The 22073-nt window shown below is 67.6% G+C and carries 23 protein-coding genes; 16 read left to right on the plus strand and 7 right to left on the minus strand.

The features are described from left to right. Positions 1 to 2 precede the first annotated feature (2 nt). Entirely contained in the window at positions 3 to 1142 is a 1140-nt protein-coding gene (locus tag EV640_RS02910) for a phosphotransferase enzyme family protein (RefSeq protein WP_166645853.1), read from the minus strand. A 283-nt stretch (positions 1143 to 1425) separates the two neighbouring features. On the opposite strand from EV640_RS02910, the gene EV640_RS02915 reads away from it, so the two are divergent. Further along, positions 1426 to 2769, plus strand: coding sequence for an aspartate aminotransferase family protein (locus EV640_RS02915; RefSeq protein ID WP_133725750.1), 1344 nt, complete (start codon positions 1426 to 1428; stop codon positions 2767 to 2769). A 28-nt stretch (positions 2770 to 2797) separates the two neighbouring features. After that, entirely contained in the window at positions 2798 to 3550 is a 753-nt protein-coding gene (locus EV640_RS02920; RefSeq protein ID WP_133725751.1) for a GntR family transcriptional regulator, read from the plus strand. Position 3551: 1 nt separating this feature from the next. Here EV640_RS02920 and EV640_RS02925 read toward each other — a convergent pair whose 3' ends face one another. The 4 genes from EV640_RS02925 to EV640_RS02940 all read right to left on the minus strand — a co-directional run bounded on the left by EV640_RS02925 (position 3552) and on the right by EV640_RS02940 (position 7706). After that, positions 3552 to 4289: a dienelactone hydrolase family protein gene (locus EV640_RS02925; RefSeq protein WP_133725752.1), complete on the minus strand. Its 738-nt coding sequence runs from the start codon at positions 4287 to 4289 to the stop codon at positions 3552 to 3554. 114 nt (positions 4290 to 4403) lie between these two features. Continuing rightward, positions 4404 to 5723: an ABC transporter substrate-binding protein gene (locus EV640_RS02930; protein WP_036475692.1), complete on the minus strand. Its 1320-nt coding sequence runs from the start codon at positions 5721 to 5723 to the stop codon at positions 4404 to 4406. A 97-nt stretch (positions 5724 to 5820) separates the two neighbouring features. Then, positions 5821 to 6681 (minus strand): carbohydrate ABC transporter permease, encoded by an 861-nt coding sequence (locus EV640_RS02935; protein ID WP_208292178.1) that lies wholly within the window; start codon positions 6679 to 6681, stop codon positions 5821 to 5823. A gap of 95 nt (positions 6682 to 6776) precedes the next feature. Beyond that, entirely contained in the window at positions 6777 to 7706 is a 930-nt protein-coding gene (locus EV640_RS02940; protein ID WP_133725754.1) for a carbohydrate ABC transporter permease, read from the minus strand. Positions 7707 to 7992: 286 nt separating this feature from the next. On the opposite strand from EV640_RS02940, the gene EV640_RS13540 reads away from it, so the two are divergent. The 8 genes from EV640_RS13540 to EV640_RS02970 are packed head-to-tail and all read left to right on the plus strand — an operon-like array spanning position 7993 to position 15566. After that, positions 7993 to 8280: a hypothetical protein gene (locus EV640_RS13540; protein WP_051501196.1), complete on the plus strand. Its 288-nt coding sequence runs from the start codon at positions 7993 to 7995 to the stop codon at positions 8278 to 8280. Continuing rightward, positions 8277 to 8633: a monovalent cation/H(+) antiporter subunit G gene (locus tag EV640_RS13545; protein ID WP_166645854.1), complete on the plus strand. Its 357-nt coding sequence runs from the start codon at positions 8277 to 8279 to the stop codon at positions 8631 to 8633. The genes EV640_RS13540 and EV640_RS13545 overlap by 4 nt, the downstream gene beginning before the upstream one ends. Beyond that, entirely contained in the window at positions 8630 to 9574 is a 945-nt protein-coding gene (locus EV640_RS02945) for a hydrogenase subunit MbhD domain-containing protein (RefSeq protein ID WP_166645855.1), read from the plus strand. Before EV640_RS13545 ends, EV640_RS02945 begins: the two co-directional genes overlap by 4 nt. Further along, positions 9571 to 9999, plus strand: a complete 429-nt coding sequence (locus tag EV640_RS02950; RefSeq protein WP_243832200.1) for an NADH-quinone oxidoreductase subunit K — start codon at positions 9571 to 9573, stop codon at positions 9997 to 9999. Before EV640_RS02945 ends, EV640_RS02950 begins: the two co-directional genes overlap by 4 nt. Before the next feature lie 8 nt (positions 10000 to 10007). Further along, positions 10008 to 11663, plus strand: a complete 1656-nt coding sequence (locus EV640_RS02955) for a complex I subunit 5 family protein (protein ID WP_133725756.1) — start codon at positions 10008 to 10010, stop codon at positions 11661 to 11663. Continuing rightward, positions 11657 to 13216 (plus strand): complex I subunit 5 family protein, encoded by a 1560-nt coding sequence (locus EV640_RS02960; protein ID WP_235181039.1) that lies wholly within the window; start codon positions 11657 to 11659, stop codon positions 13214 to 13216. The genes EV640_RS02955 and EV640_RS02960 overlap by 7 nt, the downstream gene beginning before the upstream one ends. Beyond that, entirely contained in the window at positions 13216 to 15027 is a 1812-nt protein-coding gene (locus EV640_RS02965; RefSeq protein ID WP_133725757.1) for a complex I subunit 5 family protein, read from the plus strand. Before EV640_RS02960 ends, EV640_RS02965 begins: the two co-directional genes overlap by 1 nt. Next, positions 15024 to 15566, plus strand: coding sequence for a Na+/H+ antiporter subunit E (locus EV640_RS02970; protein ID WP_051501197.1), 543 nt, complete (start codon positions 15024 to 15026; stop codon positions 15564 to 15566). The genes EV640_RS02965 and EV640_RS02970 overlap by 4 nt, the downstream gene beginning before the upstream one ends. A 48-nt stretch (positions 15567 to 15614) precedes the next feature. Here the strand turns inward: EV640_RS02970 and EV640_RS02975 are convergent, their stop codons facing one another. After that, positions 15615 to 15941, minus strand: a complete 327-nt coding sequence (locus EV640_RS02975; RefSeq protein ID WP_133725758.1) for a hypothetical protein — start codon at positions 15939 to 15941, stop codon at positions 15615 to 15617. A gap of 135 nt (positions 15942 to 16076) precedes the next feature. Here EV640_RS02975 and EV640_RS02980 point away from each other — a divergent pair, with 135 nt between their 5' ends. The 3 genes from EV640_RS02980 to EV640_RS02990 all read left to right on the plus strand — a co-directional run bounded on the left by EV640_RS02980 (position 16077) and on the right by EV640_RS02990 (position 16971). Further along, positions 16077 to 16322 carry a hypothetical protein gene (locus tag EV640_RS02980; RefSeq protein ID WP_133725759.1) on the plus strand — a complete coding sequence of 82 codons (246 nt, stop codon included), beginning with the start codon at positions 16077 to 16079 and terminating at the stop codon, positions 16320 to 16322. 221 nt (positions 16323 to 16543) lie between these two features. Further along, positions 16544 to 16759, plus strand: coding sequence for a hypothetical protein (locus EV640_RS02985; protein WP_133725760.1), 216 nt, complete (start codon positions 16544 to 16546; stop codon positions 16757 to 16759). Further along, the gene (locus tag EV640_RS02990; RefSeq protein ID WP_036475700.1) at positions 16756 to 16971 is read left to right on the plus strand and encodes a hypothetical protein; all 216 of its coding nucleotides are present in this window, start codon (positions 16756 to 16758) and stop codon (positions 16969 to 16971) included. Before EV640_RS02985 ends, EV640_RS02990 begins: the two co-directional genes overlap by 4 nt. 24 nt (positions 16972 to 16995) lie before the next feature. Here EV640_RS02990 and EV640_RS02995 read toward each other — a convergent pair whose 3' ends face one another. Further along, positions 16996 to 18213, minus strand: a complete 1218-nt coding sequence (locus tag EV640_RS02995) for an ROK family protein (protein ID WP_133725761.1) — start codon at positions 18211 to 18213, stop codon at positions 16996 to 16998. Positions 18214 to 18357: 144 nt separating this feature from the next. Here EV640_RS02995 and EV640_RS03000 point away from each other — a divergent pair, with 144 nt between their 5' ends. The 3 genes from EV640_RS03000 to EV640_RS03010 all read left to right on the plus strand — a co-directional run bounded on the left by EV640_RS03000 (position 18358) and on the right by EV640_RS03010 (position 21986). Next, entirely contained in the window at positions 18358 to 19842 is a 1485-nt protein-coding gene (locus tag EV640_RS03000) for a sugar ABC transporter ATP-binding protein (protein ID WP_133725762.1), read from the plus strand. Further along, on the plus strand, positions 19839 to 20906 hold the full coding sequence (locus EV640_RS03005; RefSeq protein WP_133725763.1) for an ABC transporter permease: 1068 nt from the start codon (positions 19839 to 19841) through the stop codon (positions 20904 to 20906). Before EV640_RS03000 ends, EV640_RS03005 begins: the two co-directional genes overlap by 4 nt. Before the next feature lie 66 nt (positions 20907 to 20972). Continuing rightward, positions 20973 to 21986: a substrate-binding domain-containing protein gene (locus EV640_RS03010; RefSeq protein WP_133725764.1), complete on the plus strand. Its 1014-nt coding sequence runs from the start codon at positions 20973 to 20975 to the stop codon at positions 21984 to 21986. Positions 21987 to 22073: the final 87 nt, after the last annotated feature.

The raw sequence follows: 22073 nt of genomic DNA on the forward strand, positions 1-22073 counted from the left end.
GGTCAGTCCAGCAGCCAGGTGGGGGACTCGAGGTAGCGCTGCGCCACCTCCACGGCACCCGGCAGCTGTGCATCCCAGATCTCGGGAGGCAGGGCGTCACGGCGATGCGTGGTGGTCCAGCCCAGCATCGTCAGCCGGCGAAGCATGCTCAGCGCGCAGGCGAAGCGGACATCCTCTGCGGTGAGCTCACGGACGCTTCGGTATCCGATGATCCATTCACGTGCGATCCGCCCGGCGTAGGGCTCGTGTTCGATGAAGGACAGCGCCGAGGCGAAGTCGTAGAGGAACCAGCCGTAGCCGCAGTCGTCGAAGTCGATCACGGTGAGCCGGTCGTTGTGCATCATGATGTTCGAAGGCCGCAGGTCCGCGTGAATCAGACCCCACCCCTGGCGCGTGGGGGCACTGAGCTGCACCTGCTTCACGGCTGCCGCCTCTGCCGCGTGAAGGATCTGATGCTGCTGGGTCTGCATCGGGGCGCCCCGCCAGTCACCCCAGCGGCTGGACCGCCCGATCATGTCCTGGATCCTCCACTGGAAGCGGTCGAATCCCGAGGGCGGCTGCCAGTTCTCCGCGTGGCCGTGGAACTCCGCGGTGGCTCGGCCGATGCGTCGATAGTAGGAGGACGGATCGGGCAGGACACCGACGATGTCCTCGAGCACCGCGCCCTGTACGAAGGCGAACGCCACCATATGCCACGGGGCCTCCCCCGCCGGGGCGCCATCGGCAGAATCCCGGCTGAAAGTGTGCAGCAGCGCGCCGTCGGCCCGTGGGACCACCTCAGGGACTCTGATGTCCACGTCTTCGCCCAGGGACCGCACCCACTGCAGCTCGGACCGGATCTGGGCGGGATCCACGTACCCGGGTCGATGGACCCGCAGCACAGCATGCGGGCGGGCGTCGACATCGACTCGGAAGGTCGCATTCTCAGAGACCGCGATCAAAACGAGCTCGGTCCGGCTCGGGTCGAGGCCCCAGGCACTGGTGACCTCATGGCTCAGCCACTGCGGGGCTGGCTCACCTCGGCTCAGCGTGGCAAAGGTGGTGAACGGCTCGACGGCGACTGCCTGGTTCGCGACGGGCACCGCCGGTGCGGTGGGAGCCTCGATCGCGACGGGGGATTTGATGGTGGTGTTGTTCTGCAAGGGATTCTCCTCGAATGCGGGCGAGGAGGGCTGGGTGCCTCCCTCACTGTGCCACGCCGTCACCTGAAGAAGCACTGCGAAAGCCGGATTGCGGGAGAGGTTTAACAGGCCTTTCATGCAGCCGGCTGCGCGTAACGAACCATTCACCAACGCCGGGGTTTCTTTAACGCCCTCGAAACCTGCCGACGCGGTCGGTGCCGGGAGGGGCTGAGACGATGGAGGCACCACGACGAATCGGAGGGCTGGGTGCCTCCCGTATCGGTCTCAACCTTGAAGGACTCTCATGGCCCTGCGTTCCACGATCATGGACAACAACAGCTTCCGCGCTGAGCACGCCGCGGATCTGGATCCGCAGACACGCAGACTCACCGAGCGGCGGGACGACGTCCTGGGTGGTTCCTACCGTCTCTTCTACCGCAAGCCAGTCCATCTGGTCCGCGGTGAGGGCCAGTACCTCTGGGACGCTGAGGGGCAGAAGTACCTGGACATGTACAACAATGTCGCGTCGATCGGGCACGCCCATCCTGCTGTGGCCCAGGCCGTCCACTCCCAGATGCTGCGATTGAACACCCATACCCGGTACCTGCATGAGCGGATCCTCGACTACACCGATGACCTCCTGGCCACGCTGCCGCAGTACCTGGACGCCGGGGACTTCAAGGCCATGTACATGTGCACCGGCTCAGAGGCCAACGACCTGGCACTGCGAGTCGCCAAGGCTCATACCGGTGGCACCGGACTGATCGCGACCACCGAGGCCTATCACGGCAACTCTGAGCTCAGCTCGTCGGTCTCCCCCGCCCTGGGCAGCGGGCAGCCCATCGGCGAACACGTCTGGCTGCTCCCGGCCCCGGACAGGTACCGCACCGGAGTGGCGGAGATCGGCGCGTGGTTCGCGGAGAGGATCCGCGCCGCGATCGCCGATATGGAATCCAAGGGGGTGAGGTTCGCCGGCTTCATCGCCGACTCGATCTTCTCCTCCGACGGGGTCCTGCCGGGCAGCTACCTCAAGGAGGCTGTCGACGCGGTCCACTCCGCCGGTGGGGTGTTCATCGCTGACGAGGTCCAACCAGGCTTTGCTCGCACCGGGGACCAGTTCTGGGGTTTCGCAGCGCATGGAGTGACGCCAGACATCATCACCACCGGCAAGCCCATGGGAAACGGGATCCCCGTCTCGGGTCTGTTCGCCAAGGCCGATGTCCTGGCGTCCTTCAGCGACACCGTGCCCTATTTCAACACCTTCGGGGGTAATCCTGTGTCCATGGCGGCCGCCCAGGCCGTCCTGGACGTGATCCGCGCGGAGGGACTGCAGGAACACGCCAAGGAGCTCGGAGCTGCGGCGCTCACACGGTTCGCCCAGCTCGGCGACGCCCACGACTCGGTAGGAGATGTTCGGGGTGCAGGACTCTTCATCGGCTTCGAGCTGGTCAAGGACCGCTCGACCAAGGAACCGGATCGCGAGCTCGCGCTCAACCTGCTTGAGGAGCTGCGCCAGCGCGGCGTCCTGACCTCGGTGGCCGGACCGCACGGCAATGTGCTGAAGCTGCGCCCCCCGCTGCCATTCACCCACACCGACATCGACTGGGCCTCGGAGGCGCTGGACGTCTCGCTGAAGGCTCTGAGCTGAGTACGCCCGTGTCTGTCGAACTGAGCTGATGAGCCGATCCCCCCAGATCCCGGCACCCACAGAGGTGGTCTATCTCCAGCTGCTCAGGCTTCTGCGAGACGGTCGATTCCGTCCCGGCGAGCGCCTGGGCACCGAGCGCGGCCTCGCGGAGCAGCTCCAGGTGCCGCGCAGCGCCCTGCGCCGGGCGCTGGACCAGCTTGAAACCGAGCATCAGGTCCGGCGGGCCATAGGCCAGTCCGGCGGAGTATTCGCCGACGACGGTAAGATCCAACGTCACCTGAACACGGTTCAGGGAGTCCCCGACATGGTCCGCCACCAGGGGCTCACCGTCGAGACCCAGGTCCTCCGGGCCGAACTCTCGCAGCCCTTCGCCGAGGAACAGCGTGCGCTGCAGCTGCCCGGGACGGCCCCGGTCCTGCGCCTCGTGCGGGTGCGCCGGGCCGGGGCCGCCACCTGGTCATTGGACACCTCGGTGCTGCCGGCACGCCGATTCCCCAGACTGCTGGCCGCTGATCTCACCGGATCCCTCTATGCACTGCTGACTCGGGACCATGGGCTCGTCGTGGACCGAGCCGAAGAGACCGTGGAGGCGACGACGGCGACCGCAGAACAGTCAGCGGTCTTGGAGATCGCCGAGGGAGCAGGGCTGTTGGAGATCCACCGGATCACCTACGACAAACGTGACACCCCGGTGGAGTATGCCCACGACTTCTTCCGCGCTGACCGCACCCGGTTGCATATGCAGAAGGTCGGAACAAACTGGAGGCGCTCCCAGCAGTGAATCAGGCCACCTTCTCCCCGAGGAACTCCACTGCGCGGTCCCAGGCGAGCCGCGCCAGGCCTGGATCGTAGGTGCCCACAGCATTGGTGTCGTTGTGGAAGGCGTGGCCGGCGTCGTAGTAGAAGTAGGTGACCTCCGCGCCGGACTCGGCGCGGATCTGTTCCTCCTGCTCGCGGGCGCGCTCCACCGGGTAGCTCTCGTCGTGTTCCGCGTAGTGGCCCTGGACGGCTGCGGTGATCCCGGCGCAGCTCTCCGGGACACCTTGACCAACTCCGTAGAACGGCACGGCGGCGGAGACCTTCTCGCCCTGCTGAGCGGCCATGGCCAGCACGAACCCGCCGCCCATGCAGAAGCCAATGGTCCCGACCGTGGCCGAGGTGACCGCATCCAGCCCCAGCAGGTGATCGGTGGCGCCGGCGAGCAGCCGGGCGCCCTCCTCGGCGGGAAGCTTCGACATCATCTCTCCGGCCTCGTCCCCGTCGTGGGTGATCGAGCCGCCGTAGAGGTCCGGGGCCAGGGCGACGAAGCCGGCTCCGGCGAGCCGGTCGGTGACCTCCTTGATGTGGTCGGTGAGTCCCCACCACTCCTGGATCACGATCACCCCGGGCCCGGAGCCGCTCTCGGGCAGCGCCAGGTAGCCGTGACCGGTCTGATCACTGGCCTGATCCCCGGTCCGGTCACCGGTGCCGGCACTGTTGAGGGAGAAGCTGGTGTTCTGGTGTGGGGTCTGTTCGCTCATGGTCTGACTCTAACGAATCCACAGAGACCGCCATCACACAGAGCCACCACACAGAGCCGCCGCCCGACCCGGCGGGTCGGGCGGCGGTGCTGTGTGAGGCAGGTGCTGCGGTGATTACTCCAGCTCAGAGGCCAGATCCCGCTCGTAGAGCTCCTCCAGTGAGGACTGTACGGACTCCATCTCTTCGGCCACATCGACATCGTTGGTCAGGATGCCCTGCAGCGCCTGGGAAAGCTCCAGGTCACCACCGGGCAGGAAGACCCGGGCGTTGTCCTGCGAGCGGGCGCGCTCCAGCTGCTCGACGGCGACCTGGAACTGCGGGGTCTCCTCGTAGACGGCGGACATGTCCGCGTCCTGCTGGACCGGCATGTACCCGGTGGCCTCGGAGAACATCGCAGTGTTCTCGGTGTTGGTCATGAAGCCGATGAACATCGCTGCGGCCAGCTGCTCCTCGGGCTCGGAGTCGGCCGAGATCATCAGACCTGCACCGCCGGTGGGGGTCTCGCCCTCAGCCTCGGGACCGCCGGGGAGGAAGGCCACGCCGACCTCGAAGTCGGCGGTGTCCAGGATGCCGCCGAGCGAGCCGGTGGACTGCACGATCTGGCTGGTGGCGCCGGAGCCGAAGTCATCGGCAGGGTCCCCGGAGGAGACCGAGGCCCAGTCACCGGTGGCGTCCTGCGCGAACTCGATGGCTTCCACGGTCTGCTCGGAGGCGACCGGGGAGAAGTCCCACTCGTCAGACCAGGATCCGCCATAGCCCCAGATCAGGTTCTGCATCCACCAGGCGGGGTACTCCTCCTGGGGCGGGAAGGAGAACGCGGAGCTCGCAGTCTCGGCCTCCATCAACTGCTGGGAGACCTCGCCGACCTCTTCCCAGGTCTCGGGGGGAGCGTCGATGCCGGCCTCTTCGTAGTGGTCGGCGTTGTAGTAGAAGATCGGGGTGGACCGGGCATATGGCACGCCGTAGTGGGCGTCCTCGTAGACGTAGTCCTCGTAGAGGGCCTCCACATAGCCATCGGTGTCGACCTCAGCAGCCTCCAGCACCTCATCGACCGCCAGCAGCGAGTCATTGAGGTAGTTGGGGAACCAGGTCGCGTCGGAGAGCACGACGACGTCGGGGGTGGCCCCGGTGCCTTGAGAGGTCTGGAACCCCTGGGAGGTCTCCTCATAGGTGGCGCCGGAGTTCTCCAGGGTGACCGAGATCCCTGATTCCTCCTCGAAGGCGGCGATCAGCTCCTCCTCCTGATCCACCGACCCACCGGGGTGGTTGGACCAGAAGACGATCTCCTCTGCCGGTTCCACCTCGGTCCAGTCCACGCCCTCTCCGGCCTCCTGTTCCTCGCCGGAGGTGTCCGGGCCGCAGGCGCTCAGCGCGAGTACGGCGATGCTCAGGGCGGCCACGCCCGTCGTCGTCCTGCTGTTCAGCTTTTTCATCAGGTGCTCCTTGTGGTGCGGTGAATGATTCGGATCTGTGACAGGGAGGTCTAGGTGGCGCGCGGCCGAGCGAGGGCGCAGAGCAGTTCGAATGGGGTCATTTCACGGAGCCCTGGGTCAGTCCGGCGACGATGTACTTCTGCAGCGCGGCGAAGATGATGAGCATCGGGGCGATCACGATCACCGCGCCGGCCATCAGGATCCCGTAGCTGCCCGCCTGGGTCTCCACCGACTGCAGCAGGTTCAGGCCCACCGGCAGGGTCATCTTCTCGGCGCTGCCGGTGATGACCAGCGGCCACAGGAAGCTGTTCCACTCGTTGACCACGGTGACCAGCCCGACGGTGGCGATGGCCGGGATGGAGACCGGCGCCGCGATCTGGAAGAGCTTGCGGAAGTGTCCGGCGCCGTCGAGCTCGGCGGCCTCAAACATCTCCTTGGGCAGGGCCATGAAGTGCTGACGCAGCAGGAACGTGCCGAAGGCGGTCCCCAGCCCCGGCAGGATGATCCCCCAGAGGGTGTCGCGGCCGCCGAGGCCGGTGATGGTGAGGTAGTTCGGCAGCATCGAGACCTCGGGCGGGACCATCAGGGCCACCAGGATGCCCAGGAAGATGAAGTTGCGTCCGGGCACCTTGATGAAGACCAGCGCGTAGGCGGTGGTCACGGCCAGCAGGACCTTGATGCTGGAGCCCACCACTGTGACGTAGATGCTGTTGCCGAACATGGTCAGCAGCGGCACTCGATCCACCACATTGCCGAAGTTGTCCAGGGTGGGGTCCTGCGGCAGCAGCGTCGGGTTCAGCGTGACGATCTCGGTCGGCGGCTTGAAGCTGGAGGAGACCATCCAGGCCAGCGGCAGCACGATCACGATCAGCGCCACGAAGATCGGCAGGTATCCGGTGAGGATGGTGTCGGCGAGGTTCTGCCGGCTGAACGCGTCCAGCCAGCTGCCCCGGCGCATCTGCTTGCGCTCGGCCTTGGTCAGCTTCTTCTTGTCCTCGGGGGCGATGCCGCGGCGCTGCGCATCATCTTTGGGGGTTCGCGATCGGGTCAGGCTCATGAGTAGTGCACCTTCCGCTCGACGAAGCGCAGCTGGACAGCGGTGATGAAGAACAGGGTGAAGAAGAGCACCACGGCGATGGCCGCGGAGTATCCGGCTCGCTGATAGGCGCCGAAGGACTGCAGGTAGATCTCAAAGATGATGGTGTTGGTGCCGTGACCGGTCGGGGTCATGGTGCGCAGGATGTCGAAGGCGTTGGTCATCGAGAACAGGATGTTGGTGACCAGCAGGAAGAACACCGTGGGGGTCAGCAGCGGCAGCGTGACCGAGACGAACCGGCGGATCGGGCCGGCCCGGTCGATGGTCGCCGCCTCGATCAGGTCCTTCGGGATGGACTGCAGTCCGGCCAGGAAGACCACGGCGCAGTAGCCCAGGTTCTTCCACACATAGACGATGATCACCATGAACAGCGACCAGTCCTCGTTGAGGTACCACTCCGGGGAGCTGACCCCGAAGAATCCCAGGATGTGGGAGAGGCCACCGCGGGTGGGGTCGAAGATGAAGTTCCAGACCATCGCCACCCCGACCCCGGAGAGCACATAGGGAGAGAACACGGCGGTGCGGGCCGCGGTCTTGCCGGGGATCTTCTTGTTCAGCACCAGCGCGATCAACAGCCCCAGGATCATGGATCCCAGCACCGCTCCGGCGGTGAAGATGGCCGTGACCCGCCAGACCTCCAGTCCGGAGTCGGAGGTGAAGAAGGCGGCATAGTTCTCCAGCCCGATCTGGGTGGCGCTGGAGGAGCCCAGCCGCCAGTCCAGGGTGGAGTAGTACATGTTGGAGAACAGCGGGTAATAGATGAACGCGAGGATCAGCAGGATGTTCGGCCCGGCGAAGAGCAGGAACAGGGACCAGTTCTTCGATTGCCGTCTTCGGTGCGCGCGAACACGCGTCCGTTCCTGCTCAGTCTGCACAGCAGAGCTCATCCAGCTTCCTTCCAGTCTTTACTGCCCTCATGTTAGCCACACCACTGAAGTCAAGGATGACAGCACGTGAACTCCACATGAACCCGCCCCAATTGAGAGACAGGTCACAGAGGCACAGTGTATGTCCTGGCCGCCGGAATCAGATCGCTAGGCTGGTGGGGTCGGCTCGGCTGGTGCGGTCGGCGCGGCTGGTCGGCGCGGCTGGTCTGCCCGGCTGGTCTACGATCGGCACGGCCGGTGCCGCACCCCCGACCCCGGACACATTCCTGACATATGAGGAGCGGTGATGATCGACGTGGTGCTGCTGGGCGTCTTCGCAGTGCTGCTCGCCAACTACGTCCTGGCTCTGAGCGTGTTCGCCCGCCGCGGCCTGGCGGGGAACTGGCTGCTGGTGGTCCTGCTCACCGGCACCACCGGTGCCGCCCTGGCCGCGGTGCTCGCCGCCCTCTCCGAGGACGGCTCCCGGTACCTGGACGTGGCGCTGGTGCTCACCGGTACGGCTGCCGTCGCGGCCGCGGTGCGCGCCGGACTGCCCCGGCGCATCCCACCGCCCGGCGCGGAGGCGGCGGCATGAGCCAGCTGCCCGCGCTGCTTGCGCTGACGCTGATCCTCGCCGGCGCCTTCTTCTTCACGGTGGGCACTCTGGGGCTGATCCGCTTCCCCGATCTGCGCAGCCGACTGCATGCCCTCACCAAGGCCGACAATCTGGGCCTCGGCCTGGTGCTCGCCGGGGTCGCGCTGCTGTTGGGCAGCTGGACCGGCGCCGCGGTGTTGGCGCTGGCCTGGGTGCTGGCCCTGGCCGCGGCATCGATCTCGGCGCATGTGCTGGGCGGACTGGACGCCGCCGAGCCTTCCCGCGAGCGCCAGGACGACCCGCGGACGCGACCGACTCGAGAATCCCCAGACTCCCCGGAGACTCCCTCGTGACCGGCGGGGTGCCCGCGGCCGACCTGGTCCTCGGCGTGGGGCTGCTCGCCTCGGTGCTGTGCACGGTGCTTCCCCATTCCCGTCTGGCGCAGTCCATGGGCCTGCTCGGCCTGGGCGTGCTGACCACGCTGGCCTGGCTGCGGCTGGGCAGCGTGGATGTGGCACTGGCGGAGGCCGGGATCGGTGGCGGAATCCTCGCCGCACTCCTGGTCTGGGTCTCCGTCCGCTCCCCCGCCCAGCCCTCCCCCGATGCCGGCACCGCCCCGCGGTGGCCATGGCTTCGACCGGCGGTGGGCACGCTCAGCGCCGTCACCCTGATCCTGATCACCGCGGCCGTCTGGCTGCGCGCCGAACAGTCGCTGCCCGCCTGGGATGCCGCAGTGACCGCCGCCATGGACCGCACGGGTGTGGAGCATGAGATCACCGGGGTGCTGCTGGTCTTCAGGTTCTATGACACCTTGCTCGAATCTGCGGTGCTGATGCTCACCGCCGTTGCGGTGCTCGCCCTGGGACGCGAGGATGTCGGGCCTCGCGCCGGGCTCTCCGCCGCGCTGGGGACACAGCCCTCGATCCCAGCGAGTCTGCACTGGTTGATCCGGGTGTTCGCCCCGGCGCTGTTCCTGGCCGGGCTGTGGCTGCTCTTCGCCGGCAGCACCGACTCCGGCGGCGCATTCCAGTCCGGAGCCGTGCTCTGCGCGGTCCTGATCCTGCTGCGCAGCGCCCATGTGCCGCTGGAGAAGCTCACGCTGCGCTGGCTGCGCCCGGTGCTGGTGGCCGGCGTCGTCGCCTTCATCCTCGCCGCCCTGGCGCATCTGAGCGCACCCTTCTCCTTCCCGGTGCTGCTGGGCATCGAGGTCCTGCTGACCCTGGGGATCGCGGCCGGGCTCTACGCCATCTACCTGTGCCTGGAGAATCCGGTGCAGCGCGAGGTCAGCGCATGATGCTCGCTTCTTCCACCGGGGCCCTGGGTGCGCTCGTCGAGGCTGGCCTCCTCGGGGTCGAGCTGACCCAGGTGCAGTGGTATCTGCTCCTGGGCACCGCGGTGGCCGTGATAGGAATGGTGCGGATGCTGCTCACCCGGGATCTGGTCGCCCGGCTGATCGCGCTCAACGTCACCGGGATCGGGTCGCTGATGATCATCCTCGCCCTAGCCGCGCGCTCCGCGGAATCCGCCGACCCCGCCGGCTCCGGGCCCGGGATCGACCCGGTGCTCTCGGCGCTGGTGATCACCGGGCTGGTGATCACGGTGGCCTTCACCGGGCTGGGTGCGGTGCTGATCCGCCGGATCGAAGGCTTCCCGGTCACCGGGCGCCGAGATGACCCCGAGTCAGGCGGGCCCGCGCAGGACCCGGAGGCCGAGCAGTGAACGCCCCGATGAGTCTGACCCTGTTCTGCCTGGGTGCCGTGGTGCTGATTCCGCTGCTGGCCAGCGCGCTGAGCGTGCTGCTGGGCTCGGCAGCCCGCCGGGTCTTGGGCGTTCTCACCTCTGCGGCGGTGCTCGGCCTGAGCGCCCCGATCCTGGTCCGGGTCACCTCCGGGGAGACGCTGGAGCTCGCCCTGGGCGGCTTCGAGTCTCCACTGGGGATCACGCTGCGCGCCGACGGGCTCTCGGCGCTGTTCCTGGCGATGACCGCGATCGTCGGCGCCGTGGTCAGCTGCTACGCCGCCGCCCGTCCCGCCGCCACCGGCAAACGGCTGGTCGCTCAGACCGTTGAGCCCGCGACGGTGACCGACGGAGACCACCGGGCAGCCCTGACCGAGGACGCCCCCGCAGCCTGGAGGACCGGCCACGCCGGGTTCTGGCCGCTGTGGCTGGGCTGCTGGTCCGGGCTCAACGCGGTCTTCGTCTCAGGGGACCTGTTCAACACCTATGTCGGCCTGGAGCTCGTGGGGCTCACCGCCGTGGCCCTGGTGGCCCTGGGCGGCCGCGAGGCCTGGGCCGCGGCGCTGCGCTACCTCTTCATCGCGGTGCTGGGCTCGCTGCTGTTCCTGATCGGGGTCGCGCTGATCTACTCGGTGACCGGGACCCTGGACATCATCGACTCAGGTGAGGCCATCACCCAGCTCGCCGCGCAGGGCGACGCCGACCTCGCCGCCGTCGTGCTGGCGCTGTGCCTGATCAGCCTCGGGCTCGCGCTGAAGGTCGCGCTGGTGCCGCTGCACGGATGGCTGATTCCGGCGCACTCCTCGGCCCCCAGCGCGGTCTCCCCGCTGCTCTCCGCGCTGGTCATCAAGGCCGCGCTGTTCGTGCTGCTGCGCGCCTGGCTGTGGGTCGCCGGTCCGCTGCCGGAGCTGGAGATCCTGGCCTGGGTGCTCGCCGGGATGGGCACCGCCGCGATCCTGCTGGGCTCGGTGATGGCGCTGCGGCAGAGCCGGCTCAAGCCGTTGATCGCCTATTCCACCGTGGCCCAGGTCGGGTACTGGTTCCTGCTGCTGCCGCTGCTGCTGGACCCGGAGACCAGCGCGTTGGAGGGCCAGCCCGGCACCACCCTGGAGGAGGGCGCCGTGCTGGCGGGTGCGCTGAGTGGGACCGTGGCACTCGCGCTGGGCCATGGGTTGGCCAAGGCCAGCCTGTTCCTCTCCGCCGGGCATCTGAAGGACCTCTACAGCACCGACGAGATCACGGAGCTGCGCGGCGCCGGCCGAGCACACCCGATGCTGGTGATGAGCATGGGTCTCAGTGCCGTGGGCCTGATCGGGCTGCCGCTGTCGCTGGGCTTCTCCGGGAAGTGGCTGCTGGCCACCTCCGCCGTCGCCGCTGGGCACTACTGGATCCTGGTCGTGCTGGTGGCCGGGACGCTGTTCAGCGCCGCCTACCTGCTCAAGGCCGTGGCCCCACTGCTGGTGATGAGCGAAGACGACCAGACCGCGCTGACCCTGCCGCAGGCACAGAACCATCCCGGCGCTTCAGACAGGACCCTGACCGGGAAGGCACAGCTGGCACCGTTCTTGCTCGGCCTGCTCACCGTGCTCACCGGCTTCCTCGGCGTCTGGCTCACCGGAGTCCTGGAGGTGGGCGCCCCGTGGTGACCTGGCTGGAACAGATTCCCGGAGAGCTCCTCCCCGCGATCCCGCTGGTGATGGTGCTGCTGTCGCTGACCGCCGCCGTCGCGATCTTCCCACTGCCTGAGAACAGCGTGAAGCTGCGCGCCGGAATCAACCTCACCGCCGCGGCGACCAAGGTGCTGCTGATCATCGCCCTGGTCCCGGCCGTGGTGGCCGACGGCGCCCGGCCCGAGTTCTCCGCCCCCTTCCTTCCGGGCATCGATCTGGTGCTGCGGGTGGATCCGCTGGCCCTGTTCTTCGCCGGGCTCTCTTCGCTGCTGTGGCTGCTGACCACCATCTACGCGCTGGGATATCTGCGCGGATCGAAGAACAAGAGCAGGTTCTTCGGGTTCTTCAGCCTCTGCGTCACCGCCACCGTGGGCATCTCCTTCTCCGGGAACCTGATCACGTTCCTGGTGTTCTATGAGCTGCTCACCGTGGTGACCTATCCACTGGTGGCGCACTGGGGCACCCCGGCTTCGCTGCGGGCGGCCCGGATCTACCTGCGCTACGCCCTGGGCGGCGGACTCGCGGTGCTCATCGGCGTGGTCTGGCTGAGCATGTACGTGGGCCCGGTGGACTTCGCCGAGGGCGGCGCCGAGGGTGTCACGGAGCTGGTCGCGTCGAACCCGGTCCCGGCGCTGCTGATCTTCGTGCTGCTGGTGGGCGGGCTCGGGGTCAAGGCTGCGCTGTTTCCGCTGCATGGCTGGCTGCCCCTGGCCATGGTGGCCCCGGCCCCGGTCTCGGCGCTGCTGCACGCCGTCGCGGTGGTCAAAGCCGGAGTGTTCGGGATCGTGCGGGTGCTCCACGACGTCTTCGGGGTCGAGGCCGCAGCCGAGCTGGGGGTGCTGACTCCGCTGCTGGTCCTCGCGGCCTTCACCATCCTCTACGGCTCGTACCAGGCGCTGCGCCAGCAGGAGATCAAGAAGCGACTCGCGTATTCCACGATCTCCCAGGTCAGCTACGTGGTGCTTGGGGTGGCGATGGTCAACGTGCTCGCCACCACCGGCGGCATCGTGCACCTGGTGCACCAGGGGATCATGAAGGTGACGCTGTTCTTCTGTGCGGGACTCTTCGCCGAGGTGATCCGTGCCCATACGGTGAGTCAGCTCCGCGGGGCGGGCCGGCGGATGCCGCTGACCTCGGCGGCGTTCACGGTGGGCGCCTTCGGCATGATCGGGCTCCCCCCGACTGCCGGGTTCATCTCCAAATGGCAGCTGGGCACCGGCGCGCTCGCCTCGGAGCACCCCTGGGTGCTGTGGGTGCTGGTGGGATCCTCACTGCTCAACGCCGCCTACTTCCTGCCCGTGGTCTACGCGCTGTGGTTCGCCGACCCTGAGGACGTGGACCCGGAGACGCTGGCCAGCGGCGACGCCGCCTCCGACGCCGCTGACCCTCTGCGTGTGCGCGAGCCCAAGAGCCTGCTGGTCCCGGCGCTGATCACCGCCGGGCTCACCCTGTTCGTCGGGATCGCGGCATCCCTGGCCTTCGCCCCGCTGCAGGTCGCCCGGTTCATCGCCGAGGGGGTGCTGGGCTGATGCTGATCGCGCTCTCGCTGCTGACCCCGCTGGCGCTCGTCTTGGCGCTCGGCCTGGCCGGGCTGCTGCGTCCGCTCACGAAGTTCACGATTCGACGCCGGCTGACCCTGTTCGCCCCGTTGGCCGTGGTCCCCGCCGTGCTGCTGGCACTGCTGGGGAACCCCGGTTCCGCCACGGCAGCCCTGGAGGTGCCGTGGATGCTGTTCGGCGCGCACTTCGCCGTGGACCTCTATGCCAGACCCCTGCTGCTGATCGCCGCGCTGCTCTACGGGGCCGCGCTGCTGGCGATCAGCTGGATCAAGCTGCGCGACGCCGAGCGCGGCTCGAGCGCACTCTCAGCGTTCCTGCTGCTCAGCTTCACCGGCAACATCGGCACCTATCTCGCCGCCGACGCCGCCAGCTTCTATCTGGGCTTCGCGCTGATGAGCTTCTCCGCGGCCGGCCTGGTGATCCATTACCGGACTCCGGCCGCTCGGCGCGCCACCCGGGTCTACCTGGTGATGTCGGTGCTCTCCGAGACCGCGATCCTGGCCGCGCTGATCCTGGTGGCCTCCGGCGGCGGCTTCCTGCTCACCGACGCCCCCGCCGCGGCAGGCACCGCGCACACCGGCCTGATCCAGGGTCTGTTGTTCTTCGGGTTCGGGGTCAAGGCCGGCACCGTTCCGCTGCATGTCTGGCTTCCGCTGGCCCATCCGGCCGCTCCGCCGGCAGCCTCGGCGGTGCTCTCCGGGGCGATGGTCAAGGCCGGACTGATCGGCTGGCTGCGCTTCCTGCCCGAGGGTGAGACCGCAGGAGCTGTGCTGCTGACCTTGGCGCTGATCGGTGCCTTCGCTGCCGTCCTGGTCGGGGTCGTGCAGCACGATCCGAAGGTGATCCTGGCCTATTCGACCATCTCGCAGATGGGGTTCATCACCGCGCTGGTCGCGGTGGGGCTGCTGGTTCCGGAGCTGCGCGGCGCGACCTCGGCGGCGGCAGTCATCTATGCGGTCCACCATGGCCTCGCCAAGGGGGCGCTGTTCCTGGGGGTCCCGGTGGTCAAGCACTACGCCCGGGGCCGGACCGGGATCCTGGTGCTGCTCGGGATGCTCGGCGCGGGCCTGGCGGTGGCGGGAGCTCCACTGACCTCCGGGGCGTTCGGCAAATACGTGTCCAAAGAGGCCGTGAGCGGGATCGAGGTCCTCGGGGTGGGACTGGATCAGCTGCTGCCGCTGGTGGCCACCGGGTCCACGCTGCTGCTGCTGCGATTCGCCGCCGTGATCTCCTCGGCCGACCGTGACCCGCGTCGGCGTGCCGACGGCGAGCTTCTCTCCTGGCTGGGGGTCTGCGCCGCCGGGATCGTGGTGCCCTGGGTGATCGGCGCCCGGTGGATCACCGATCCGGTGCAGGATGAGGGCGTCGCGGTGCCCAGCTGGGATCCAGGCACCCTGTGGGATGCGACCTGGCCGATCCTGCTCGGGATCATCCTCGCGGCGATGGTCTGGGTCGCGGCCCGCCGCGGACTGCTTCCGGGACGCCTGACCAGCCAGGAGGCGCCCGTGGTGCAGCCCGGTGACCTGCTGCTGGCGGAGGAGTCGCTGCTGCGCCGGGTCGGATCGGGTGGAGGCGCGGCGCTCGATGCCGCGCACGGATTCACCGGCTCCGCCGCCGGGCGTTGGAGCGATCGCTGGTCCGCCGCCGCGCAGCGCGGACGCCGAGGAGTCTCCTGGGCAGAGGCCCGTCTGGGCGGCTGGGAGTCCACCGGCCTGGTCCTGGTGGTGCTGCTGACCGGGGTCGTGCTGGCCACGATGCTTCTTCTCGGAGGGAACTCATGAGCAGCTGGATTCTGTCCGGGGTGCTGCGCGCGACGGTGTTGGGACTGCTCTGGTGGGCGCTCTCCGGTGCCGGCGCGGACTACCTGATCTACGGGCTGGTCTCGGTGGTGCTGGCCACGGCCATGAGTCTTGCGCTTCTGCCGCCCTCCGCGCAGATCTCGCCGCGGCGATGGCCTCGCCAAGTGGGGTCCTGGGTCGTGCTGCTGGGCTGGTTCCTGGGCCAGTCGGTGCGCGGTGGCCTCGACGTGGCGCGCCGGGTGCTCACGAGTCCGGTGGACATCGACCCCGAAGTGGTGGTGGCACCGTTCGAGCTGGAACCCGGCCATGCCCGCCAGCTCGCGCTGGCGATGATGAATCTGATGCCCGGCTCCATGGTGCAACAAGTGGTCAGCGCCGAGGGCGAGCCGGCGGACAACACCGCCGCGGGACCGGTGCGCCCACCTGCTGCGGTCCAGCTGCACACGCTCTCTGTGCAGCTGGACCCGGCAGAGCAGTGGGCTCGGCTGCAGCGCCGAGTCGGTGCCGCCTTCGGGGAGTGAGGTGCCGATGGCACGATCGAAGACGGAGCAGTGGGGCTGGCTCGGCCCTCACGCGGGCTGCTCTGCCGCGTGAGCGTGCGGAGTCTGGGCTGCCCGGCGGTTGTGCCGGATGTGCAACGCCCACGCCGGGAGGCATCCCAGCACAAGCAGCAACACGCTGACATAGCCCATCGACCTGCTCAGGCCGAAGACTGCGAGGAACAGCAGCATGACGGCGGAACCGCGGGTCGCGTAGACCCTGCCCGGGTGATGCGTGGGGCGGCCCCAGAGCTGCGGAATACGCTCGGTGGGATTCGCCTGGCTGAGCATGCGGAACGACATGGTGAACACTATTGAGCCGATGATCAGCGCAGTGACGGGCGGAGACAGCTCCACGCCTCCATGAGATCGATTCACCATCTGTCCGTCAAACCCTGACATGCGGTTTCCAGTGTGGTCCAGTGATTCTCTGGCTTTCCGATAGCCTGGAGACTTGGATCACAATCCACCGCCGACGATCGGGTTGAACACATGGCAAGCCGCAAGAACATCATCAGTGGGCTGTTGTTCTTCGCCCCGATCGGCATCGTGGCCTCCGCCATTCCGGGCGCACCGGACTACACGGCAAGCATCGGCTGGGGGCTGGCCCTGGCGATGCTGGGCACCGCCCTGGTCCTGGCGATGCGCCGTGCCCAGACGCAGCGCAACGGCGCCCAGAGCGAGGAGCCGCGGGACCAGAAGAAGATGGAGCGCCCTGCGGAGCCAGGGGTGCGGTGATGAGCGCTCTCAACAAGTATCGGCCTGTTCTGCGGGGGCTTCGCCGCCCTGATGTTCGCCCTTGCAGCGTTTTTTCACACCCGAAGCGACCGTGACGACGATCTGACCTTCTGGTTGAACGTTCTGTGCTCAGCCGGCTGGGTCGGATGATTGGTGCTCACCGCCGGTGAGCACAACAAGGAACTACGTGAGCAGAAGCTCGCAGAATCAGGAACGCAATCTTGACCAGCCCGAACGCCACCTACATCCTCGTGAGCATCGCATCTCTTCTCTCTTCCGCAGCTGCGATGTGGCAGTTCGTCAACATCTGGAACTCTCCAGAAACGAGCACATCCACCTATGTGCTCTTCGGACTGAGCGTGCTTGTGGCGGTCGCGCTGAACCTATGGCTCGTCGCCCTGGCGCGGCGGCGCCGATATGACCGGAGCTCCGTGTGAACGTGCTGACCGGCCTGAGCATCCTGATCGGCGGAGTGCTGATCATCGTGTTTCGGGAAAGCATCTACCACACGGGCCGTCGTATGGCTCAGAGTCGGCAGGATGAGCGCCAGCTGCGCTTCATCAACAAGGTCAGCAGCAAGTTCGTCACCTTCATCGGCATCGGCTGGCTCTTCGTCGGAGTCATCTTCATCATCGAACCGAGCCGCTGACGCCAGACTCCCCGACCATCAGTCTCAGCCGATCAGCCGATTCACATTCTCGATCGAGAGGCCGTGGCCGGTGACCATCGCGGAGCTGCCCAACACTCCGGCGCGCGCCCGGGTCTGAGTGCCCACGATGCGAAGATGCTGGGTGGCCAGCGGAAGCGAACGGGAGTAGACCGCCTCACGGATTCCGGCCAGGAAGTGCTCCCCCGCGGTGGAGACCACACCGCCGATCACGATGACCGAGGGGTTCAGCAGGTTCACGCAGCCCGCGAGCACCGATCCCACCTGGCGTCCGGCATGGCGCACCGTGCGCAGCGCCTCCGGATCCCCGGAGCGCACCAGTTCCAGCATCGCCGCAGGGTGGGGCACGTCGAAGCCGCGCTCGCGCAGCTGCGCCGCGATGGCCGGACCTGAGGCCACCGCTTCCAGGCAGCCGAAGTTCCCGCAGGTGCAGGGAGTGGCGTCCCCATCGGGCGTCGCGATGTGCCCGAGGTCCCCCGCCGCCCCCTGGGCGCCGTGCTGCAGCCTGCCGTCGCTGATGATCCCCGAGCCGATCCCGGTGGCGACCTTGACGAACATCATGTTGGCCACTCCGGGATAGGCCACCGCATGCTCCCCCCGGGCCATCGCGTTGACATCGTTGTCCACCAGGATCGGCACCGCGAACCACCGGCGCAGGTGCGCCGGGATGTCGAAGTGGTCCCAGCCGGGCATGATCGGGGGGCTCATTGGCCGACCTGTGGCGAACTCCACCGGACCCGGGACCCCCACCCCGACGCCGAGCAGATCCTTGGGGTTTCGACCCGCCTCTTGAAGCAGCTCCATCGCAACCGCGGCCACCGCGTCGAGCACCGCCACCGGACCGCGGGTGATGTCGAGCTCCTGCTCCTTCTCGGCCAGCACCCGGGTGGCCAGATCCGTCACGGCGATCCGCGCGTGGGTTCCACCGAGGTCAACGGCGAGCACGGAACGCGCCTCTGGGTTGAACGCGAAGGTGCTCGGCGGCCGACCCCCGGTGGAGGAGTTCTCCCCGGCGGGGCGGATCAGCGAGGAGTCCAGCAGCTCCTCCACCCGGGCGGAGATGGTGGAGCGGGCAAATCCGGTCATCGCCGTCAGGTCAGAGCGGGTGCGCGGGGTCCCGTCCCGCAGCAGCTGGAACAGCGCTCCCGCACTGTTGGGAAGGGCGTTGCCCGCCGGTGCGGAGGCCAAGCGGTTCTGCTCATCGATCACGGAGATGTAGACCATATCTCCAGTAAAGCACCCCTGCTTCGGTCGGCGTGAGATCGAAAGTTCCGAAACAGATACCCGACTTTTGATTGACAACCGACAGAAGTGGCCGCTAAATTCGTGATCATGGTCACACAAAAGAGTGGGTCCGAGCTTCTCCGAATGCGGGGAATCATCAAACACTTCCCCGGAGCGAAGGCGCTCGACGGGGTGGACCTCGATATTCGCGCCGGTGAGGTTCACTGCCTGCTGGGGCAGAACGGCGCCGGGAAGTCGACGCTGATCAAGGTGCTCTCCGGGGCTCACCAACCCACCGGCGGCGAGATCCTGTGGAAGGGCGAACAGGTCACCATCCCCACCACGATGGCGGCGCTGCGACTCGGGATCGCCACGATGTACCAGGAGCTCGACGTCGTCGATGGACTCACCGTCGCCGAGAACGTGTTTCTCGGCCATGAACTCAGCTCTGGGGGCGTGCTGCACCGGGCCACCGCCCTGGAACGCACCCGCGACCTGCTTCGGCGCCTTGGCCACCCTGAGATCCCGGCTCAGCGCGAGGTGGGACGCCTGCCGGCGGCGGGGAAGCAGATCGTCTCGATGGCCCGCGCACTCTCCCATGAAGCTCAGCTGATCATCATGGATGAGCCCTCCGCCGTCCTGGACCCCGAAGAGGTGGAGAACCTCTTCCGCGTCGTTCGGGCGCTGCGGGACCAGGGTGTGGCCGTCGTCTATATCTCCCATCGCCTCGAGGAGATCCGTCGGATCGGGGACCGGATCACGGTGCTCAAAGATGGGCGCACCGCCGCCACCAGCCTCGCGGTCCAGGACACCCCGACCAGAGAACTGATCGCGCTGATGACCGGACATGAGGTGATCTCAGACTTCGGCGGCGCAGCAGTCGGGCCCATCAGCGATCAGCCGCTGCTCGAGGTCGACGGGCTCAGCCTGGAGGGTATCTTCGAGCCGGTCTCCTTCGACGTGCGCCCCGGCGAGGTCGTGGGGCTCGCCGGGCTGGTGGGCGCGGGCCGCTCCGAGATCCTGGAGACCATCTATGGAGCCCGTCGGGCCACCACCGGCGAGGTCCGGGTCAAGGGCAAGAAGCTGCGCCGCGGCTCCATCGCCGATGCGGTGAACCACGATGTGGGACTCGCCCCCGAGGAGCGCAAGAGCCAGGGCCTGCTCCTGGACGAGCCGATCTACCGCAACATCACCCTTTCCAGCTTCGCCCGCTTCGCTCGGTCCGGACTGCTCAACGAGCGCGCCGAACGCAGCGCAGCCCGCGAACAGGCTGAGGCGCTGCATCTCTCCCCCGCCGATGTCGCGCGCAATATCCGCACCCTCTCCGGCGGAAACCAGCAGAAGGCGATGCTCGCGCGCTGGCTCGTCCATGGCTGCGAGGTGCTGCTGCTCGATGAACCTACTCGCGGCGTCGACGTCGGCGCCCGCGCAGAGATCTACGGCCTGGTCAGAGAGCTCAGCCGGCGAGGCACGGCAGTGCTGATGGTCTCCAGCGAGATCGAGGAGGTCCTGGGACTCGCCGATCGAGTCCTCGTCGTGGCGGACGGCCACGTGGTCCACACCGGAGCGACCAAGGACATCGATGAACACCAGGTGCTTGATCTTGTGATGGAAGGAGCTCACGGATGAGTGAGGCAACAGCAACAGGCTCGGTTCCCGGCGCGGACATTCCCGCGCAGGAGGAGCTCCCGCATCGGGACCTCAGCCCGGTCGAGGAGAAGGCCCCGAAGAAGGTCGCCGGATCGAACCTCAGCCTGGGACACAGCCTCGGCCTGGTCCTGGCCCTGGGGGCGCTGGTCGCCCTGGGCGTCATCACCGGTGGAGACCGTTTCCTCAGCCTCGCCAACCTGATGGTCATACTGCAGCAGGCGGCGGTGATCGGAGTGATCAGCATCGGCGTCACCTTCGTGATCACCTCCGGCGGCATCGACCTCTCGGTGGGCTCCGTGATGGGACTTGCCACGGTCTGGGCCACCACGCTGGGCACCCAGGCCATGGCCACGGACATCCACTGGTCCATCATGTTCTTCACCGCGCTGGCCGTCGGTGCCGCGGCAGGCCTGCTCAACGGCGTCATCATCGCCTACGGCAGAGTGGTCCCGTTCATCGCGACCCTGGCGATGCTCGTCGCCGCCCGCGGCTTCGCCGAGCTGATCTCCGGACGCCAGACCCAGATCATCACGGTGCAGGGCTTCACCAGCACCTTCCGGGGGGACCTGCTGGGCATCCCGATCATCGTGTGGATGTTCCTGATCGTCGCCCTCGCCGGATGGTTCCTGCTCAATCGCACCACATTCGGCCGCCGCACCATCGCGGTGGGCGGCAATCCCGAGGCCGCCCGGCTGGCCGGCATCAAGGTCAAGCGCCACCTGGTGATGATCTATACCCTCGCCGGGCTCTGCGCCGGGATCGGTGCAGTCATGATGCTCAGCCGGACCACCTCGGGCTCCTCCACCCACGGCTACCTCTACGAGCTCGACGCGATCGCCGCCGTGGTGGTCGGAGGCACTCTGCTGGCCGGCGGACGCGGCACCATCTTCGGCACCGTCCTGGGCGTCCTGGTCTTCGCGGTGCTGCGCAACGTCTTCGTGCAGAACAACCTCGACTCCTCCGTCCAGGCGGTCGTCACCGGCGCGATCATCGTCGGCGCCGTCCTGCTGCAGCAGCGCTTCTCCAGCCACAGCCGCACCTGACCCGAGACTCCATCTCTTCCCAGCAACCCCATCACTGAGCTGAATCCACTCTCATCAGGAGGAATCATGTCCCGCACCCCACGCCGATATCTCTCGGCCGCTGCGCTGATCTCAGCCACCCTGCTCGTCAGCGGCTGTCTCTCCAATGATCCCGAGGCGGTGGAGACCGAGGACGACGCCGCGGCGGCCGCGGCCGAACCGGCGGGCGACAACGCCGAGCCCGGTGACGATGTCGTCATCGGCTTCTCCGGCCCCGCCGCCGGACACGGCTGGATCGGCGCCATCACCGAAGGGGCGCAGAACCAGGGCGACGAGTTCGACGATGTCGAGCTGCGCGTCTCAGAGGGCACCGATGACGTCAACCAGCAGATCAGCCAGATCGAACAGTTCATCAACGACGACGTGGACGCGATCGTGGTGCTGCCCTTCGACGGCGCGGCGCTCACCGAGGTCGCGATCGAGGCGATGAACGCCGGCATACCGGTGGTCAACGTCGACCGAGAGTTCTCCAGCCCCTTCGCCGCGAGGACCACGATCCTCGGGGACAACTACGGCATGGGGGTCTCAGCCGGCACCTACATCTGTGAACAGCTCGGGGATCAGGACGACGCCGTTGTGGCAGAGATCGCGGGCATCGATTCGCTGCCTCTGACCCAGGACCGGAGTCAAGGCTTCGAGGACGCGCTGAGCGACTGCGGCATGGAGGTGGAGAACCGGGTCGCCGCCGACTTCACCGTCGCCGGTGGGGAGAGCGCCACGGCCAACCTGCTGCAGGCGGCGCCCGAGATCGATGCCATCTGGAACCACGACGACGAGCAGGGCGTCGGCGTCCTGGCTGCGATCGAGAACGCCGGACGCGATGAGTTCTTCATGATCGGAGGAGCCGGCTCGGCCAACATGATGCGCGAGATCGAATCCGGAGACTCCGTGGTGGAGGCCACCGTGGTCTACCCCGCCTCACAGGCCGCCGACGGCGTTCGCCTCGCCCGGCTGCTCGCCCAGGAGCGCGCCATGTCAGACCTCGTGGAGAGTGACGTTCCGCGCGAGATCCAGCTCTATGCGCCGGTGGTCATGGGCTGACCCCGTTTTTTAGATCCAGTCGTTGTGAGAGTCGTCTTGTTGCCCGAGTCCTCGGGCGGGAAGACTGGTCAGATCATGACGAACACC

The organism is Nesterenkonia aurantiaca (assembly GCF_004364585.1).
Taxonomy (GTDB): Bacteria; Actinomycetota; Actinomycetes; order Actinomycetales; family Micrococcaceae; genus Nesterenkonia; species Nesterenkonia aurantiaca.

Excerpts from the sequence above, each read along its gene's own strand:
- EV640_RS02940 (WP_133725754.1), bottom strand. The coding sequence starts at position 7,706 with ATGAGCTCTGCTGTGCAGACTGAGCAGGAACGGACGCGTGTTCGCGCG.
- EV640_RS02925 (WP_133725752.1), bottom strand. The coding sequence starts at position 4,289 with ATGAGCGAACAGACCCCACACCAGAACACCAGCTTCTCCCTCAACAGT.
- EV640_RS02950 (WP_243832200.1), top strand. The coding sequence starts at position 9,571 with ATGATGCTCGCTTCTTCCACCGGGGCCCTGGGTGCGCTCGTCGAGGCT.
- EV640_RS02920 (WP_133725751.1), top strand. The coding sequence starts at position 2,798 with ATGAGCCGATCCCCCCAGATCCCGGCACCCACAGAGGTGGTCTATCTC.
- EV640_RS02965 (WP_133725757.1), top strand. The coding sequence starts at position 13,216 with ATGCTGATCGCGCTCTCGCTGCTGACCCCGCTGGCGCTCGTCTTGGCG.
- EV640_RS02915 (WP_133725750.1), top strand. The coding sequence starts at position 1,426 with ATGGCCCTGCGTTCCACGATCATGGACAACAACAGCTTCCGCGCTGAG.
- EV640_RS02980 (WP_133725759.1), top strand. The coding sequence starts at position 16,077 with ATGGCAAGCCGCAAGAACATCATCAGTGGGCTGTTGTTCTTCGCCCCG.
- EV640_RS02995 (WP_133725761.1), bottom strand. The coding sequence starts at position 18,213 with ATGGTCTACATCTCCGTGATCGATGAGCAGAACCGCTTGGCCTCCGCA.
- EV640_RS02930 (WP_036475692.1), bottom strand. The coding sequence starts at position 5,723 with ATGAAAAAGCTGAACAGCAGGACGACGACGGGCGTGGCCGCCCTGAGC.
- EV640_RS13545 (WP_166645854.1), top strand. The coding sequence starts at position 8,277 with ATGAGCCAGCTGCCCGCGCTGCTTGCGCTGACGCTGATCCTCGCCGGC.
- EV640_RS03005 (WP_133725763.1), top strand. The coding sequence starts at position 19,839 with ATGAGTGAGGCAACAGCAACAGGCTCGGTTCCCGGCGCGGACATTCCC.
- EV640_RS13540 (WP_051501196.1), top strand. The coding sequence starts at position 7,993 with ATGATCGACGTGGTGCTGCTGGGCGTCTTCGCAGTGCTGCTCGCCAAC.
- EV640_RS03010 (WP_133725764.1), top strand. The coding sequence starts at position 20,973 with ATGTCCCGCACCCCACGCCGATATCTCTCGGCCGCTGCGCTGATCTCA.
- EV640_RS02935 (WP_208292178.1), bottom strand. The coding sequence starts at position 6,681 with ATGCGCCGGGGCAGCTGGCTGGACGCGTTCAGCCGGCAGAACCTCGCC.
- EV640_RS02955 (WP_133725756.1), top strand. The coding sequence starts at position 10,008 with ATGAGTCTGACCCTGTTCTGCCTGGGTGCCGTGGTGCTGATTCCGCTG.
- EV640_RS02970 (WP_051501197.1), top strand. The coding sequence starts at position 15,024 with ATGAGCAGCTGGATTCTGTCCGGGGTGCTGCGCGCGACGGTGTTGGGA.
- EV640_RS03000 (WP_133725762.1), top strand. The coding sequence starts at position 18,358 with ATGCGGGGAATCATCAAACACTTCCCCGGAGCGAAGGCGCTCGACGGG.